The organism is Thermosynechococcus sp. HY213, assembly GCF_031460975.1.
In the GTDB taxonomy this organism is placed as follows: domain Bacteria; phylum Cyanobacteriota; class Cyanobacteriia; order Thermosynechococcales; family Thermosynechococcaceae; genus Thermosynechococcus.
The window spans coordinates 21541-36541 of record NZ_JAVKVB010000007.1; the positions used below are offsets into that span (position 1 = coordinate 21541).

The 15001-nt window shown below is 53.6% G+C and carries 15 protein-coding genes; 11 read left to right on the plus strand and 4 right to left on the minus strand.

Annotated elements, in window-relative coordinates:
• Positions 1-97 precede the first annotated feature (97 nt).
• Together RHK62_RS03275 and RHK62_RS03280 are read left to right on the plus strand one after the other, a co-directional pair.
• Positions 98-295: a hypothetical protein gene (locus RHK62_RS03275; RefSeq protein WP_206201295.1), complete on the plus strand. Its 198-nt coding sequence runs from the start codon at positions 98-100 to the stop codon at positions 293-295.
• A gap of 173 nt (positions 296-468) precedes the next feature.
• A complete protein-coding gene (locus RHK62_RS03280) occupies positions 469-1335 on the plus strand; it encodes an alpha/beta hydrolase (RefSeq protein ID WP_310453265.1) in 867 nt (288 codons plus the stop codon).
• A gap of 12 nt (positions 1336-1347) precedes the next feature.
• On the opposite strand, the gene RHK62_RS03285 is transcribed toward RHK62_RS03280, so the two are convergent.
• On the minus strand, positions 1348-1881 hold the full coding sequence (locus RHK62_RS03285; RefSeq protein WP_206201293.1) for a P-loop NTPase family protein: 534 nt from the start codon (positions 1879-1881) through the stop codon (positions 1348-1350).
• A 163-nt stretch (positions 1882-2044) separates the two neighbouring features.
• On the opposite strand from RHK62_RS03285, the gene RHK62_RS03290 reads away from it, so the two are divergent.
• From RHK62_RS03290 to RHK62_RS03310, 5 genes are all read left to right on the plus strand, one after another.
• Positions 2045-2692, plus strand: coding sequence for a DUF3386 domain-containing protein (locus RHK62_RS03290; RefSeq protein WP_302678993.1), 648 nt, complete (start codon positions 2045-2047; stop codon positions 2690-2692).
• A gap of 2 nt (positions 2693-2694) precedes the next feature.
• Entirely contained in the window at positions 2695-3903 is a 1209-nt protein-coding gene (locus tag RHK62_RS03295; protein ID WP_310437861.1) for a ribonuclease Z, read from the plus strand.
• Between the two features lie 135 nt (positions 3904-4038).
• Entirely contained in the window at positions 4039-4269 is a 231-nt protein-coding gene (locus tag RHK62_RS03300) for a hypothetical protein (RefSeq protein ID WP_149817400.1), read from the plus strand.
• 54 nt (positions 4270-4323) lie between these two features.
• The gene (locus RHK62_RS03305) at positions 4324-5493 is read left to right on the plus strand and encodes a cysteine desulfurase family protein (protein ID WP_310453266.1); all 1170 of its coding nucleotides are present in this window, start codon (positions 4324-4326) and stop codon (positions 5491-5493) included.
• Between the two features lie 9 nt (positions 5494-5502).
• Positions 5503-5952, plus strand: coding sequence for a hypothetical protein (locus RHK62_RS03310; protein WP_206201289.1), 450 nt, complete (start codon positions 5503-5505; stop codon positions 5950-5952).
• Here the strand turns inward: RHK62_RS03310 and RHK62_RS03315 are convergent.
• A complete protein-coding gene (locus RHK62_RS03315) occupies positions 5949-9671 on the minus strand; it encodes an EAL domain-containing protein (protein WP_310453267.1) in 3723 nt (1240 codons plus the stop codon). The two genes, RHK62_RS03310 and RHK62_RS03315, sit on opposite strands and share 4 nt — an antisense overlap.
• Positions 9672-10383: 712 nt before the next feature.
• Here RHK62_RS03315 and RHK62_RS03320 point away from each other — a divergent pair.
• From RHK62_RS03320 to RHK62_RS03335, 4 genes are read left to right on the plus strand one after another with little or no spacing between them, the layout of a single operon-like run.
• Positions 10384-10539: a hypothetical protein gene (locus RHK62_RS03320; RefSeq protein ID WP_206201287.1), complete on the plus strand. Its 156-nt coding sequence runs from the start codon at positions 10384-10386 to the stop codon at positions 10537-10539.
• Positions 10540-10583: 44 nt separating this feature from the next.
• Positions 10584-10832 (plus strand): hypothetical protein, encoded by a 249-nt coding sequence (locus tag RHK62_RS03325; protein WP_310453268.1) that lies wholly within the window; start codon positions 10584-10586, stop codon positions 10830-10832.
• 13 nt (positions 10833-10845) lie between these two features.
• The gene (mgtE, locus tag RHK62_RS03330; RefSeq protein ID WP_302676640.1) at positions 10846-12222 is read left to right on the plus strand and encodes a magnesium transporter; all 1377 of its coding nucleotides are present in this window, start codon (positions 10846-10848) and stop codon (positions 12220-12222) included.
• Between the two features lie 3 nt (positions 12223-12225).
• Positions 12226-12927, plus strand: a complete 702-nt coding sequence (locus tag RHK62_RS03335) for an MgtC/SapB family protein (RefSeq protein ID WP_310437864.1) — start codon at positions 12226-12228, stop codon at positions 12925-12927.
• Between the two features lie 5 nt (positions 12928-12932).
• Here RHK62_RS03335 and RHK62_RS03340 read toward each other — a convergent pair whose 3' ends face one another.
• Together RHK62_RS03340 and leuC are read right to left on the minus strand one after the other, a co-directional pair.
• On the minus strand, positions 12933-13334 hold the full coding sequence (locus RHK62_RS03340) for a hypothetical protein (protein ID WP_206201284.1): 402 nt from the start codon (positions 13332-13334) through the stop codon (positions 12933-12935).
• Positions 13335-13473: 139 nt separating this feature from the next.
• The gene (gene leuC / locus RHK62_RS03345) at positions 13474-14877 is read right to left on the minus strand and encodes a 3-isopropylmalate dehydratase large subunit (protein ID WP_310437865.1); all 1404 of its coding nucleotides are present in this window, start codon (positions 14875-14877) and stop codon (positions 13474-13476) included.
• Between the last annotated feature and the right edge of the window lie 124 nt (positions 14878-15001).

The window sequence follows — 15001 nt, forward strand, 5'->3', positions numbered from 1 at the left end:
GTCGTAACATGGCATACAGCCGGGGGAAGTTTCCTACGCTATCGTAGAACCATAGGTGAATCCTTGCCCTCACTCCAAACCCACTAGGAGAGTATCTATGGATAGCGTTACGGTTCCCAATCCGCAAGCCTCCGCCGAGGTTTGGAACTCCCTGAAGCGGGCGATCGCCCACAGTTCGGGTTTTCAGCGTTGGCTGAGCGAAAAGCAGGCCAGTGTTGTCGTTGAGCAGCCCACGGATCTTGATGCTTGCGTTACCGCTTACCTGCGTCAGGCTCTCGAAACCCTTGCCTATTAAAAATTGGTAAGAATTGTAAGCTTTGCCCCTATACGAGGAGCATTCTGACTCCTGAGGTCACATATTACCCTCACGGCGCATTCCTTGGGGGGGTTGATATTCGAGGTTGGGGCAACCCTATCCTTTGGCGTTCCCTTGGTTATAGTGGTAAAGTGCCAGCCCCCAAGGTGCATATGATTGAAGGCCCGTGGATCCATAAGTTTATTGTCTCCAATGGGATTCGTCTCCACTATGTCACCCAAGGAGAAGGGGAGTTAGTGCTGCTGCTCCATGGCTTTCCCGAGTTTTGGTACTCTTGGCGACATCAAATTCCTGTCTTGGCGGAAAAGCACAAAGTCGTTGCCCTAGATTTGCGCGGCTATAATCTCAGCGATAAACCCCAAGATACCGCTAGCTATGTTCTTGACGAGTTAATTCTCGACATTGTTGGTGTCATTGACGGCCTTGGCTATCGTCGCTGTCATTTGGTGGGGCATGATTGGGGAGGGATGGTGGCTTGGGGCGTGGCCTATGCGGTGCCGCAGCGGATTCAAACCCTGAGTGTGCTAGCCTGTCCCCATCCTGCTAAGTTTCAACTGTTGAGTTTCGAGCAATGGTTGCGCAGTAGCTATATGCTGCTGTTTCAACTGCCGTGGCTGCCGGAGCTGCTCTTGGAGTGGGGGGGCTATGGAGCGATCGCCCAAATCTTTCGCTGGGCAGCGGTGAACCAGCAGGCAATTCGGGCGGTGGACATTGCCCGCTATCAGGATGCGGCCGCCCAACGGGGTGCCCTATCGGGAATGCTCAACTACTACCGCGCCGGGTTGCAAAGTCTCTGGAGTCGGGAGTGGGGGGTTCTCGAGGTACCGACGCTGATGCTCTGGGGGCGGCAAGACCCCACCTTGGGCATTGAACTCACCTACGGCACGGAAGCCTACGTCAAGGAACTGAAAATTCAATACTTGGACTACTGTGGCCACTTTGTGCAGCAGGAGCAACCTGATTTGGTCAATGAGTATTTGCTAGAGTGGCTAGAGACCGTTTCTGCTGCCCTAAATTAGACCTAAACCAACCTAAATTAAACGCCGCAACTGTGTAATTTGGTCAGCGATCGCCAGCAGCGATTCCGGCATTTCAGGTCCCGTCAAGATCACATCCAGCGTCCGCGGACGATTCTCTAAAAAGTTCAATACCTCCGCTTCACTCAGCACCCCCAGTTGAATGGCCACACTCACCTCATCTAAGACCACCAGACGATACTCCCCCCTTTGCACCGTCGTTTGCAGATGCTGCCATAGCTCACGTACTGCCGCCTTTTCTTGAGGAGTCAGGGTGTCCGTTTCTCCTAAACAGCGTTGCAGCGCCGGTCGCCACCACGTGAGATGCTGTCCCAACTGAATCGGGTGTTCAATCCCCGTTTGAATTCCCCCCTTGAGCAATTGAACAATGATGACGCTGCTGCCTTGAGCAGCTACCCGCAACGCCTGCGCCATGACCGTGGTGAAAAAGTGCCGCTGCCGACAGGTAAACACCTGCACCACTCCCTCAATACCATAGGTTAGGGGCAAGCCTGCCTCAGAAACGGAAACCGCGAGTTGTGCCACCATCGTGTTCCTGTCCAGTTAAAAAGGAGAACGACCCCCTAGGGGTTATACATCTAGTGTAGTGCGCAATGATTTAACCCTAGTGAACACTAGATATACGTGGTCGTCAAGGGGTCAGAAAATTGAGTTATCTTAAAACAATGTGACTGTTACTGAGGATGCCCCCATGCCAGCGACACAGGCTCTTGATGCTGAGGCGCTCTTTCGCGCTGCCTACGAAAATCGTTACACATGGGATGAGAATTTTCCCGGCTTTACGGCCAAGGTCACGCTCATTGAGGGCGATCGCACGTACCACGGGCAGGTAAAAGTGAGCCGCGACTACGCCGTTGAAGTGAGTGGCATAGAAGACGAACAAGTTCGCGAATCCCTCTACAACCAATTGCGGGATGTGATTGTCCACCGCAAGCGCAACCGTTTTGAAGAGGCTCACGGCAAAAACACCTTCCAAACTGGGGAAACCGACGCCAGTGGGGCAGTGGAAATCCTCGTTAGCGGTGACGCCATGGGGTCGAACTACAAGGTGCGGGACAATCAAATTGTCTATGTCAGCCGTGTCATGGGGCGAGTTGCCTTTGCCATTACCCACCGTGAAGCCCTTGATACCGGTGCAGGCTACATTTCCACCAACTATGTGGCTGTCTTCCGCAATCCGCAAACCAACGAAGTGCTGCGGCAAATGGAGTTTGAGGATACCTATGTGCCCGTCGGCAATTACTACTTGATGAGCCGGCAGGTGGTGCGCACCCATGAAAATGGCCAAACCAGCACCGTGGAAATTCGTTTTGATGACCTGCAACTCCTAGACGACTAAGCGTGGAAATTACATTTCTAGGCACCAGTTCTGGGGTACCCACCCGCACCCGCAATGTTTCCAGTGTGGCTCTGCGGCTGCCTCAGCGCAAGGAAATTTGGCTCTTTGACTGCGGTGAGGCCACCCAGCACCAATTGCTGCGCAGTGACCTGCGAACCAGTCAGATCCGCCGCATTTTCATTACCCACATGCACGGCGATCACATCTTTGGCCTGATGGGCTTGCTTGCCAGTTGTGGCCTTGCGGGAACCGTGAGTCAAATTGATGTCTATGGCCCGCCGACATTGGATCGCTACATTGCCAGTTGTTTGCGCTGGTCTGTGATGCGGCTTCCCTACAAGTTGCAGGTGCATACCGTCGAGCCGGGGGAAGTCTTTAGTGATGGCGAGTTTACGGTGACCTGTCGGCTGCTGCATCATCGAGTACCTGCCTTTGGCTACCGCGTCACTGAGAGCGATCGCCCCGGTCGCTTTCATGTGGAAAAAGCCCAAGCCTTGGGAATTCCCTTTGGGCCACTGTATGGTCAACTCAAGCAGGGCAAAACGATCACCCTCGCAGATGGCCGCACCTTTGATGGCCGCGACTTCTGTGATCCACCGCAGCGGGGGCGCAGTATGGTTTATTGCACCGATACAGTCTTTTGTGACAGCGCGGTTGAATTAGCCCAGCAGGCGGATGTCCTCATCCACGAGGCGACATTTTCCCATCAGGAGGCGGATCTGGCTTTTGCACGGCTGCATTCTACATCCACGATGGCGGCTCAGGTGGCGACCTTTGCCCAAGTGAAATTGCTCTTCCTCACCCACTTTAGTGCCCGCTACGCCCCCGGCAACCCTGTGCAAGTGGAGGATCTGCTTGCGGAAGCACAAGCCATTTTCCCCAATACTCGTCTGGCGCGTGATTTCCTGCGCTATGAGATTCCCCGCAATGGCGTGATGTCCAAGGAAGTCTCCTGCAGCAATCCAGAAGTACTGGCAACGCCCAGTGTAGACAAAGGGGAGCCAACAGCAGATCAGGTGGCGCAGAAAAATACCCCCGCGATCGCCATCAACCGCGCCACCCGCCAGCAGATGCAGCAGAAACTGGGAATTGACGCTGCTACAGCCAATGCGATTTTGGAGCGGCGGCGGCAGCAAAAGTTTACCTGCCTAGAGGAACTCGAACGCCTGTATCCGCAGGTGGCATGGGACACCCTCAACGTAAAGTTCTAAAGAGCAACTATTTTCAGTCTCAAATAGGAACTTGTGATTGAGATCAACGTCTTTGTGTGCTGTTGATCACAGTTAAGCTTTGTGAAGCACTGGCATAGTTGAGACCATACACGCAAATTGCAAGGGGATTGGTGTATGACGCTGCTGGAGCTAATCCGCCGTATTCAGGCGACTCGGATCGTAACCCCTGCTCAAGAGCGGCAGATCAATGAATTGTTGTGGCAGCGTTCCCTGAGCGCCACGGAATATCAAGCAATGCAGGAGCTGGTTACGGGGATTATTGCGGGGGAAATTCAAGTCATCTCTCAGATTCAGCGGTTTGGCAGCAAAAAGGAGCTAGGGAATAATCGGTTACAATTGGCTTAAGGGACTGGGTTTTATGACAGTTCCGCCATTGGTTTTTGGGAGCTGCTCCTGCCCATGCAACTGTATTTCGACTATGGTGCAACAACCCCCTGTCGAGCAGAGGCTATTGCAGCGATGGTGGCGGCCTATGAACAGCAGTGGGGTAATCCATCGAGTATTCACGAGTGGGGGCAACGTGCAGCGATCGCCCTTGAACAGGCACGGCTGCAGGTGGCAGGGCTGATTCATGCCCAAGCGGATGAAATCATTTTTACCTCTGGGGGCACAGAAGCGGATAATCTTGCCCTGTGGGGAATTTGCCAACGCTATCGCCAACCTCAGCATTTAATTATTTCGGCGGTCGAGCATTCAGCGGTGGCCAAACCGGCGGCTGCCCTTGAAGCTCAAGGCTGGCAAGTGACCCGCTTAGCGGTGAATCCCTGGGGAGAGGTGGAACCCGCCCAACTACGGCAGGCCCTGCACCCGAACACGGTCTTGGTCTCGATCATCTACGGCCAAAGTGAGGTGGGCACGCTGCAACCCATTGCTGAACTCGCAGCCATTTGCCAAGAGGCGGGGGTGCTTTTCCATACGGATGCGGTTCAAGTGGCGGGACGAGTTCCCTTGGATGTGCAACGGCTAGGGGTGGATTTACTCTCGCTGTCCAGTCATAAAATTTATGGCCCTCAGGGAGCGGGGGCGCTCTATGTGCGATCGGGGGTACCCCTAGAACCGCTCTTGCGTGGCGGGGGACAGGAACTGGACCTCAGGGCGGGAACCCAAGCAGTGCCAACCTTGGTGGGTTTTGGGGTGGCAGCGGAATGGGCCGCCACTGAACTAGCGACAGAACCGATGCGCCTTGCTCAACTGCGCGATCGCCTGTGGCAGCAGTTGCAGGATCATCCGCAAGTGGAACGAACAGGGCATCCATGGCAGCGGTTGCCCCATCATTTGAGTTTGATCGTGCGCGATCGCCACGGCCAGCCCTTGAATGGCAAAACCTTTGTACGGCAACTCAACCTTGCGGGCATTGGCATTAGTGCGGGATCCGCCTGTCAAAGTGGTCAAACCCAACCCAGTCCCACCCTCTTGGCCATGGGCTACGATCCTGAAACCGCCAAAGCGGGAATACGCATTACCTTGGGGCGAGAGACCACCGCTGCCGATGTCGATTGGCTGGCCATGGTGCTGCGGCAATATCTTGCAGAGGCGATCGCCCCCCCCTTAGCGGTATCTCTTTCCTAGGGTGTATCCATGGTGTGGGCGGCATTATCTGCACAGGGGACTTGGGCACTGGCCAGCTATGGCGTGGTTGCCACCCTGATTCTGCTGTGGACAATTCTGCGATCGCTACAACACCCCTCGCAAAAAGCCGCCCTCGAAGCCGAAGTCGTGCGACTGCAAGATCACTGCAATCAACTCCAGCACCAACTTCAGGCAATAGCCGCCGAAAATCAACAATTGCGAGCAGGCAGCGATTACTGGCAACAGCAACACCAAGCCCTCAATGCTCAACTCACCACCCTAGAAACCACCTATCACCAACTGGAGATGAACCTTCAACGTCTCGAACAGGAGCGCGATCGCCTGCAACAGGCACTGCAACAGCCCGCCGACTGGTGGCAGGAAATGACGAAAAACTATCAAAGTTGGTGGGAAAGCCTGCCCTTTCTTCCCCATGAGGATACCAGCAGCAAGTCCTAGGACAAGCGATTAATCGGCAATGGTGGATAGAAGAGGTAGCCTTGGCCATAGCGACAACCGAGGTCGATTAATTGGGCGGCTTGGGTTGCTGTCTCCACCCCCTCTGCCACCACATCTAAGCGCAGGCTTTTACCGAGGGCAATCACGGCACCAATAATTTCCCGTGCCGCTTGGCTTTTCTCTAAGTTCTGGACAAAGGAGCGATCAATTTTCAGGGCGTGGATCGGCAACTGATGCAACCGACTCAGGGAGGAATAGCCCGTGCCAAAGTCATCAATGTTGAGGGCAACCCCCAGTTGTTGCAGTTCCTCGGCCACCTGCAATGTGGCTTCAAGGTTGCGGATCATGGTCGTTTCCGTAATCTCCAGATGAAGGAGATGGGGGGGCAATTGGGCACGGCGCAGCGCTGCCAAAATATCACTGACAAAGTTGGCATCCACCAGTTGTTGAGGCGAGATATTAATGCCCAAGGTCATGGTCTGGCGACGGCTGTCCTGTTGCCGCCACTGGCTGAATTCCTGCATCGCCCGTTCAAAGACCTGTCGGCCAAGGCTAACAATGAGACCGGCTTGCTCCGCAAGGCCAATAAATTCGGCGGCAGGAATTTCACCCTTTTCAGGATCAAACCAACGGCTCAGGGCTTCAAGACCCACGATCGCCCCCGTCTCCAGTTGAACAATGGGCTGAAAATAGACCTGTAGCTCACTGTTGGCGATCGCCTGATGCAGTTGACTCTCCAGCGTAAAGCAACTCTGGGCTTGGGTGTGCATTTGCGGGTCAAAAATCCGATACTGCCCCAGCCCCTGTTTTTTCGCTTGGTACATGGCAATATCGGCATCCCGCAACAGGGTAGTGGCCGAGGTGTCGGCGCGATCGCTAAAGGTGACGCCAATGCTGGCACTGAGACTTAACAGATGGCCATCAATGACCAAGGGCTCCTGAATCACCCGCTCTAGATCGGCAACCCGTGCTTCTACCTGAGCCACCATTTGCTCAGGATCCAGATCTTCACACAGCACCACAAACTCATCGCCACTCAGGTGAGCCAAGGTATCCCCCTCCGGCACCACACTTTGCATCCGCTGGGCAAGGGTAATCAGCACCTGATCTCCTGCTTGGTGTCCCAAGCTATCGTTAACCCGCTTAAAGCGATCAATATCAATAAAAACAACCGCAAAGGGGCGATCGCGATGGCGTTGATACTGCCGCCAGCAATGCTGCAATCGGTCTTGGAGCAGCGTACGGTTCGGCAGTCCCGTTAGGGCATCGTGGAGGGCATCGTGAATCAGCTGCTCCTCCATTTGCTTGCGGCGGGTAATGTCGCGTCCCACACATTGATACTCCACACAGCGACCCTGGTGATCAAAAAAAGCGCGGGTTGTCCATTCAAACCAAAGAATCTGGTCTTGGGGCAATGTCACCCCACACTCAATTGTGCTGAGGGGCTGCGCTGGTGTGAGGGCTTGCAGATGCTGTTGGAAGCGTTGCTGGGTCACCGCATCAAAGGGATGCTGGAGCACATCCCCCAGATCACAATTGATGCCCGCAGCAGCAAGATAGCGAAAGAAGGCGGGATTGCCAAAGGTGAGGTGTCCTTCAGGGGTACAGCGGTAGAGCAGTTCTGTTTGAGCCTCCAGCACCCGCCGATAGCGTTCTTTTTCCTGATGCAGCCCAGTCACCAGTTCGGCGCGGTTGATGCCAAAGCCCAGTTGTTCGCCCAGTTGGCGGATCAATTCGACCTCGTCACTTGCCCAAGGTCGAGGAGAAGAGCAGTGGTGGCACAGGAGTAATCCCCAGAGACGTTCCTCCTCAATAATCGGTACCACTAAGAGGGCACGCACCTGCAATTGGTTGAGAAAGTCGCGATGACACTGGGTTATTTCAGCGGTGTTAATATCAGCAACCGCCAGTACCCGTCCCTGAAGATAGGCTTCGGCAGACTCACGGTCGAAACAGGGGTCATAGAAGGTGCGGTGCATGAGAGAAAACTGCGGTGCCGCCACCGATTCAGCCACCACCTCACCCCGGCCATCGGCATAGAACTGGAAAAGCAGTGTGCGATCGACCCCCAGCAGTTGACGCACTTCCTCAAGGGCGGTTTTAAGAACTGTTTCCAGATCAAGGGAACGGCGAATTTTCAAGGTTAGCCGATGCAGGAGTTCCGCTTGGGTTTGCCGTCGCTGTAACGAAGTAGTGGAGTCCACCTGAAGCGTAATATTCCGGAAGAAAACGGCAAGGCCTCGGCCAGTGGGAAAAGCCCGTACCGCAAACCATTGGTTCAGCCCCTCATAGAAGGCTTCAAATTGGACGGGAGTTTGCTCTGCCATTGCCCGCCGACTTTGGCTTTCAAAAATTGAGTTGCGCTCATCGGGAAAGAGATCCCAGAGGTTTTGCCCCAGCATCTCTGAGGCAGATTTCCCCACTAGACGGCAAAAATTCCCGTTGACATAGATAACTGTGAAGTCGCGATCCACTTCAAAAAAGTGATCCGACATGCTCTCCAAAATATCAGTCACTTGGTTGTAGGCCGCTTGCAGGCGATCGCTAAATTGGCGCTGTTCCGTGACATCCCGTGCAGCACCATAGATGCGCCCTTGACTGAGCAGGCCTTGCCATTCGTACCAGCGATAGTCTCCCCCTTGGGTGCGCAGGCGAATTGTGTGGTTACTGATTTGCTCCCCAGCAAGGAGACGTTGCTGCATCTCCCGATGGCGGGGGCGATCGCCGGGGTGGAGAAATTCCTCAAACTTTGCCCCTGCCAACCGATTCAGGTCATAGCCCAGGCAGGTATGCCAGTGTTGATTCACCCGCCGCAGCCGTCCCTCACTATCGGCAATCATAAATAGCTCTAGGGAGGAGCCAAAGAAATACTCTAATTCAGCCGTTTTTTGGGCAATTTCTGCTTGCAGACGCATGCGATCGCTAATGTCCCGCTGCACACCAAAGTGGCCAATGATTTCCTTATTTTGGTTGTAGAGACACACATAATTCCCCTCAACCCAAAAGGAGCTACCATCGCGGCGGTGCAGTTCAATTTCAATGTGAAAATAGCCCAGATCAAAGAGTGCTCGCCACAGCCGTTTGGCGAGTTCCAGATCATCCTTAAAGCAAATGCGCGGCGTCAGGCCAATCAGCTCCTGCGGCGGTAATTGATACTGCTGGGCAAAGGCACTGTTGACACGCGTAATCCGCTGATGATCAAGGACATACTCCAAGATTTCCTCTTTGTTGACCGTGTCATCCCAGCGAATGGGCTGATCCAACATCATGAAGAAGCAGGCCTCAAGGGATTGTTGAAAAAAGGCTTCCAGTAGTTCTTGCTTGGCTTGTAGCTCTAGCTCGAGTTGACGGCGACGGGTAATATCCCGCGATGTGGAGACTAAAAATAAAACATTTCCCCCTGCATCACAAATGGGGTGCGTGAGGGTTTCCAACCAAACATATCCGCCATGCTTTTTGCGGATGCGATAGGTTTCTATCACATTCACACTGCCTTGCAGGGCGAGGGCATGGGCACCACTGCGAATGCGCTCTGCATCCTCAGGATGAAATAATGTGTAGGGACTCTTACCAATCAGTTCTCCAGGAGAATAGCCTAAAAGGGTTTTGCTGGAGGGAGTCACATATAAATAGTTGCCATCCGGTTCGTGCAGGCAAATGAGATCATCGGTGTAGTTGACCAATAATTCAGTAAAGTGCTCAAATTCATCTATAATCATTCGCTAGAATCCACAATTTTTATCACGCATTAAGATACTTCTGGACGTTTTACACTATAAAACTTTAAGTAATGATTAACAATTTTAGCGAATGACAGCCCTTTCCTGAAATATCAGCGACATAACGGGAGTGCGGTGCTCTGCCATCGGGGCTTTTACCGGGGTGAGGGTGTTCGATCGCTGTGAAAAGGGCGATACGACCAGAAATGCCCCACTGCAATGCCCTAGCTGTTCATATGATCCTTGACAAAGACTTGCTCACCCCCTAAAATGCCTATTGGCAGTTGGAAGATTTCCTAGGCTGCTGGCATTTGTCTATTTTTGGAGATTTTCTTAATGGAGTCTAGTAGGAGTCACTGTAATGCTGCTTCTGGTGACCCCATCTCCGCTAATGAAGATCCCTGCCATAGGTGGAGCCTCTCTCCCCTAAGGATCGCCGAGGTGAATTCAGACTTGTCTGCTGCCTAATGGCTTGAACTTCTGGTTCATCTCCGCGCGTTCCAAGGCAGTCGATCTGCAAATGGAGATGGATCACGAAGCAAATTGGTCAATAGGTCTCAGTCTCGTATCTACCTGAGTCTGCCTAAGGTTGGCTGGCTCAAATCTGTTTGTTGTTGAGAGCGATCGCCCGTAGTCAAGCGTTTTTATTGAACGACTACTTTTCATCGCTCAAGTTGTTGCGTGGCAAAACCATTAGCAACGGAGAGTTTCTATGTTTGAAGTTTGTTTGTTCAGCATGATGGCCGAAATGCTGGGAATTACCCTTTCGGAAGTGCTGGGTGTTGCCCTTGGCCACCTGATGATTACGGTCATGAGCCAAGCGATCGCCCACTTGGGAGAGTTCTCACCCTTTGAGTTGTCTCGTTAAACCCTAAAACATCCTATTGTCGTTTCTCAATGGAGCTTAGAACCATGATAACCCACGATGCAAAGCAGGCATTTCTGTGCCCCTATACCCTTTACCGTGGGCACGTCACCCTAGACGCGCTGACCTTTGATGCCTACCTGCAGAAATTTGCTCAACGGGCAGGGTTTATTGCTGCTCTCCATACGAGTGGGAAACTTTCTACATCCGAAGCCTACAACCAGTTGGCTGATCTCTGGCATCAATTGAGCGAAGCCTATGCCCCTGTCTCACCCACCCTAAATTGTCAACCATAGAAGGAGCAATGCGATGGTAATCAATCCCCTCGATGATCTGCTGACCTATCCGCAGGGTCTCGGTGCTGCCAAGCGGACAGCCAACCAACTGACGATTCCTGAGCTAGTGCGCGCCCTGCGCCAAATTGACCCCCATAAGCGGGTATTGGCCTTTCGCCTCCTCGAAAAAGACAAGGCGATCGCAGTCTTTGAAGCCCTGACTCCCGATGAGCAGGCAACCCTCATTGAAGGGATGACGGATCCTGAGATTCTGCATTTTCTAGAAGCCCTTGAGGCCGATCAACGGGTGCGGCTCTTTGAGGAATTACCTGCCAAGGTCACCAAACGGTTGCTCAGCCAGTTAAGCTCAGAATCCCGCGACGCCGTGAACCTGCTGTTGGGCTATCCTGAGGGCACAATTGGTCGGCGCATGAATCTGCGCTACTTGGCGCTGCGGCAAGACTTGACCGTGGAGCAGGCGATCGCCGCTATCCGTGAGAGTTCCTTGGATATTAATGACCTGAGCATTATTTTTGTCATTGATGAACAGCGCTTTTATCGTGGCTTTGTGCAGCCGATCCAGTTGATGAAAGCAAATCCCCACCAGCCGCTTCAAGATTTGGTGCAAGGACAGGAACTGGCGATCGCTGTGACCGCGCCGGAACTATCCGCAGCCAAACTCCTCAAGGAATACGATGTCCCTGCTATTCCTGTGGTGGATCAAGAGGGGCGACTGGTGGGCGATATCACCTTTGATGATGTGATTGACCTGATTGAGGAGGAGGCAACGAGCACCATTTTGGCGCAAGCAGGTGTGGGCAACTTGCTCAACCGCGATCAAGCTTGGAGTGAACGACTGGTGCGCGGTCCCATTCGCTATGCAGTGCAACTGCGGATTATCTGCCTGATCATTACCCTCATTGGCGGTATGATTGTTGGCGGCGTGATTCAGTACTTTGAGGAAGTTCTGGAAGCCGTCGTTGCCGTAGCCATTTTCATTCCTGTGGTCATGGACATGGGAGGCAATGTCGGTACCCAATCCACCACTGTCTTTGCCCGTGGTCTTGCTTGGCAGCACATTGATATTCGTCGCTATGGCGGTTATCTCTTTCGCGAGTTTCGCATTGGTGCGATCATGGGTCTTATCTTGGGAACTGCTGGCGGCTTGATTGCCTTCTTCTGGCAAGGGCTACCCAACGACATTCCCCAACTGGGACTGGCTGTAGGGATTTCACTTTTTGTTGTAATTACCTTCGCGGCGATCTTAGGGGCATTGCTTCCTTGGGTGTTGCTGAAGTTGGGCTTTGACCACGGGCCAGCGGCGGATCCCTTTATCACAACCATCAAGGACTTTACAGGGCTGTTGCTCTACTTCTATCTGGTGAGTGTCTTCCTAGGGCTGTCGTTTTAACCGATGTCAACGAGTGATTTTATTGTCCGTTTGGTAGCAGCCTTTTGTCTTGGGGCAGCCCTCGGCTTGGAGCGACAATGGCGGCAACGCATGGCCGGTCTGCGCACAAATACCCTCGTGGCAACGGGGGCAGCACTATTTGTCATGCTCTCGGCTTTGACGCCGGGGGAAGCGAGTCCAACGCGGATTGCCGCCCAAATTGTCTCTGGTATTGGGTTTCTCGGCGGGGGCGTGATCCTGCGGGAAGGCCTCTCAGTACGGGGTTTGAATACGGCCGCTACTCTCTGGTGTGCAGCGGCGGTGGGGGCACTGTGTGGTTCGGGATTACTCTATCAGGCAACCTTAGGAGCAGTGGCAGTGCTCGTGGCCAATCTGCTCTTGCGTCCCCTCGGCTATCGCATCAATCAGCAGCCCCTCAAGGGCACCGAAGTGGAGTTGTGCTATCGCTGTGATATTGTCTGCCGTGCTGAGGCAGAGGCTCATTTGCGGGCACTGCTGTTGCAGTCATTAGCGGGCAGTCGGCTGAAGTTGCGATCGCTCCTCAGCGAGGATATTGAAGACACCCCCGATCGCGTCCATATTGAAGCAGAACTCCTCAGTCAAGAGCGCAATGATGACTTTGTAGAAGGGCTGGTGAGCCGCTTGAGTTTAGAACCCAGTGTTCTTTCGGCGCGCTGGCGCATTACAGAGCAGGAGTATGGTTGATTTCTCTAGGGATAGAGGCGCATATTCAGACGAGCCGTGGTGCCCGCTTGCGGACATTGCAGACGCGGCGTATAAGTACCGCCAACTCGCCACACGGAAATATAGCGATTATCCCGTACCCATTGAATGGTTACTTCGCCACTACAGCCAAAATTACCGCCAAGATCGCGATCGCTAAAAAAGCCGCGCACGAAGCCATTGCCGCTTGCCGTGACGTTAATGGTGCCCTCATAAACTCGTCCATTGACTTTGGTGGTGTAGGGCAAGATATCTCCCGGCAAGGGGCTAAGCTGGTAGCCGTAAATTTCAGTCAGCCCGCTATCAGAAACTAGCGTCTCAGCAGCAGCAGGCAAAATAGAGGCCATACCCAGAACCACTGCCCCCAGCAAGCCCTGTAACATTTTCATAGACAGCCTCCTTTTGGAAAGATTGGAAACATAAACCGCTCCTCCCCTTGTCTCTATTGTCATTGTCTAGGAGGATAATTTCATACTTTAGGGAATGTGACAGGGCTGATAAAGAACTTGATATCTATTAAGCAGGACATCAAAGAAATGCCCGCACATCTGTAACTTCACCCGTAATAGCTGCGGCGGCCACCATCGCTGGACTCATGAGGAGTGTCCGTCCCGCTGCTGATCCTTGGCGTCCTTTGAAGTTGCGATTGGAAGATGAGGCACTGATCTGACGCCCTTGCAGCTTGTCGGGATTCATGGCGAGGCACATCGAGCAACCAGGATTGCGCCATTCAAACCCTGCGGCTTGGAAAATGACATCGAGACCCTCCGCTTCGGCTTGCGCTTTCACCCGTTCTGAACCGGGAACCACAAAGGCTTTGACACCGGGTTTGACTTTGCGCCCTTCGACAACTTTGGCAGCCTGCCGCAGATCACTGATGCGACCATTGGTGCAACTGCCAATAAAGCAGACATCAATCTTGGTGCCTTGAATGGGCTGCCCCGGTTGCAGATCCATGTAAGCATAGGCTTCAGCGGCGATCGCCCGTTCTGCCTCGGGCAAACTCTCTAGGGTGGGCAAGGTCTCATCCACCGCAACGCTTTGGCCGGGGGTAATGCCCCAAGTGACCGTCGGTGCAATATCCGCAGCTGCAAATGTGACAACATCATCGTATTCAGCATCGGCATCACTGACGAGCGATCGCCACCACACCAGCGCCTCATCCCAAGCCTTGCCCTGGGGAGCAAAGGGGCGGCCTCGTAAATAGGCAAAGGTGGTTTCATCGGGGTTGACATAACCGCAGCGGGCTCCCCCTTCAATGGCCATATTGCAGACGGTCATCCGCTCTTCCATTGAGAGCTGGGCAAAGGTACTGCCAGCAAACTCATAGGCATAGCCAACACCGCCTTTAACACCAAGGTGGCGAATAATGTGGAGGATGAGATCCTTGGCATAGACCCCAGAGCCAAGGGAGCCATTCACTTCTACTTTGCGAACCTTGAGCTTATTGAGGGCGAGGGTCTGAGTCGCCAACACATCCCGCACTTGACTGGTGCCAATCCCAAAGGCGATCGCCCCAAAGGCACCGTGGGTAGAGGTGTGGCTATCCCCGCAGGCGATCGTCATCCCCGGTTGCGTTAACCCCTGCTCGGGAGCAATCACATGGACAATGCCCTGACGACCAGAGCCAATCCCAAAGAAAGGAATATTGTGAGCACGGCAATTCGCCTCAAGGGCTTGCAGCATCTCTTCGGCAAGGGCATCTTGGAGAGGACGCGCCAGCGTATCTGTCGGCACAATATGATCCACCGTCGCCACGGTTCGCTGCGGATACAGCACCGCCAATCCCCGCTCCCGCAGCATGGCAAAGGCTTGGGGACTCGTCACTTCGTGAATCAGGTGCAGGCCAATAAAGAGCTGCGTTTGCCCTGAGGGCAGTGTCGCCACCGTGTGCTGTTCCCAAACCTTATCAAAGAGTGTGCCGCGACTCATAGACTCGTGAAAAAATCCAGCCTATCAATTATAGGCAAAAGGAAGAGATTCAGTACAGTGATTATACAAGGCAACTATCCGTTTTCAGTCGCATCACAGCCATGTTGCAGCTTGGTTTATGATG

What these genes read in the sequence shown, in the direction of transcription:
- RHK62_RS03275 (WP_206201295.1), top strand. Translation starts at nt 98, where the DNA reads ATGGATAGCGTTACGGTTCCCAATCCGCAAGCCTCCGCCGAGGTTTGG.
- RHK62_RS03280 (WP_310453265.1), top strand. Translation starts at nt 469, where the DNA reads ATGATTGAAGGCCCGTGGATCCATAAGTTTATTGTCTCCAATGGGATT.
- RHK62_RS03285 (WP_206201293.1), bottom strand. Translation starts at nt 1,881, where the DNA reads ATGGTGGCACAACTCGCGGTTTCCGTTTCTGAGGCAGGCTTGCCCCTA.
- RHK62_RS03290 (WP_302678993.1), top strand. Translation starts at nt 2,045, where the DNA reads ATGCCAGCGACACAGGCTCTTGATGCTGAGGCGCTCTTTCGCGCTGCC.
- RHK62_RS03300 (WP_149817400.1), top strand. Translation starts at nt 4,039, where the DNA reads ATGACGCTGCTGGAGCTAATCCGCCGTATTCAGGCGACTCGGATCGTA.
- RHK62_RS03305 (WP_310453266.1), top strand. Translation starts at nt 4,324, where the DNA reads ATGCAACTGTATTTCGACTATGGTGCAACAACCCCCTGTCGAGCAGAG.
- RHK62_RS03310 (WP_206201289.1), top strand. Translation starts at nt 5,503, where the DNA reads ATGGTGTGGGCGGCATTATCTGCACAGGGGACTTGGGCACTGGCCAGC.
- RHK62_RS03315 (WP_310453267.1), bottom strand. Translation starts at nt 9,671, where the DNA reads ATGATTATAGATGAATTTGAGCACTTTACTGAATTATTGGTCAACTAC.
- RHK62_RS03320 (WP_206201287.1), top strand. Translation starts at nt 10,384, where the DNA reads ATGTTTGAAGTTTGTTTGTTCAGCATGATGGCCGAAATGCTGGGAATT.
- RHK62_RS03325 (WP_310453268.1), top strand. Translation starts at nt 10,584, where the DNA reads ATGATAACCCACGATGCAAAGCAGGCATTTCTGTGCCCCTATACCCTT.
- mgtE (WP_302676640.1), top strand. Translation starts at nt 10,846, where the DNA reads ATGGTAATCAATCCCCTCGATGATCTGCTGACCTATCCGCAGGGTCTC.
- RHK62_RS03335 (WP_310437864.1), top strand. Translation starts at nt 12,226, where the DNA reads ATGTCAACGAGTGATTTTATTGTCCGTTTGGTAGCAGCCTTTTGTCTT.
- RHK62_RS03340 (WP_206201284.1), bottom strand. Translation starts at nt 13,334, where the DNA reads ATGAAAATGTTACAGGGCTTGCTGGGGGCAGTGGTTCTGGGTATGGCC.
- leuC (WP_310437865.1), bottom strand. Translation starts at nt 14,877, where the DNA reads ATGAGTCGCGGCACACTCTTTGATAAGGTTTGGGAACAGCACACGGTG.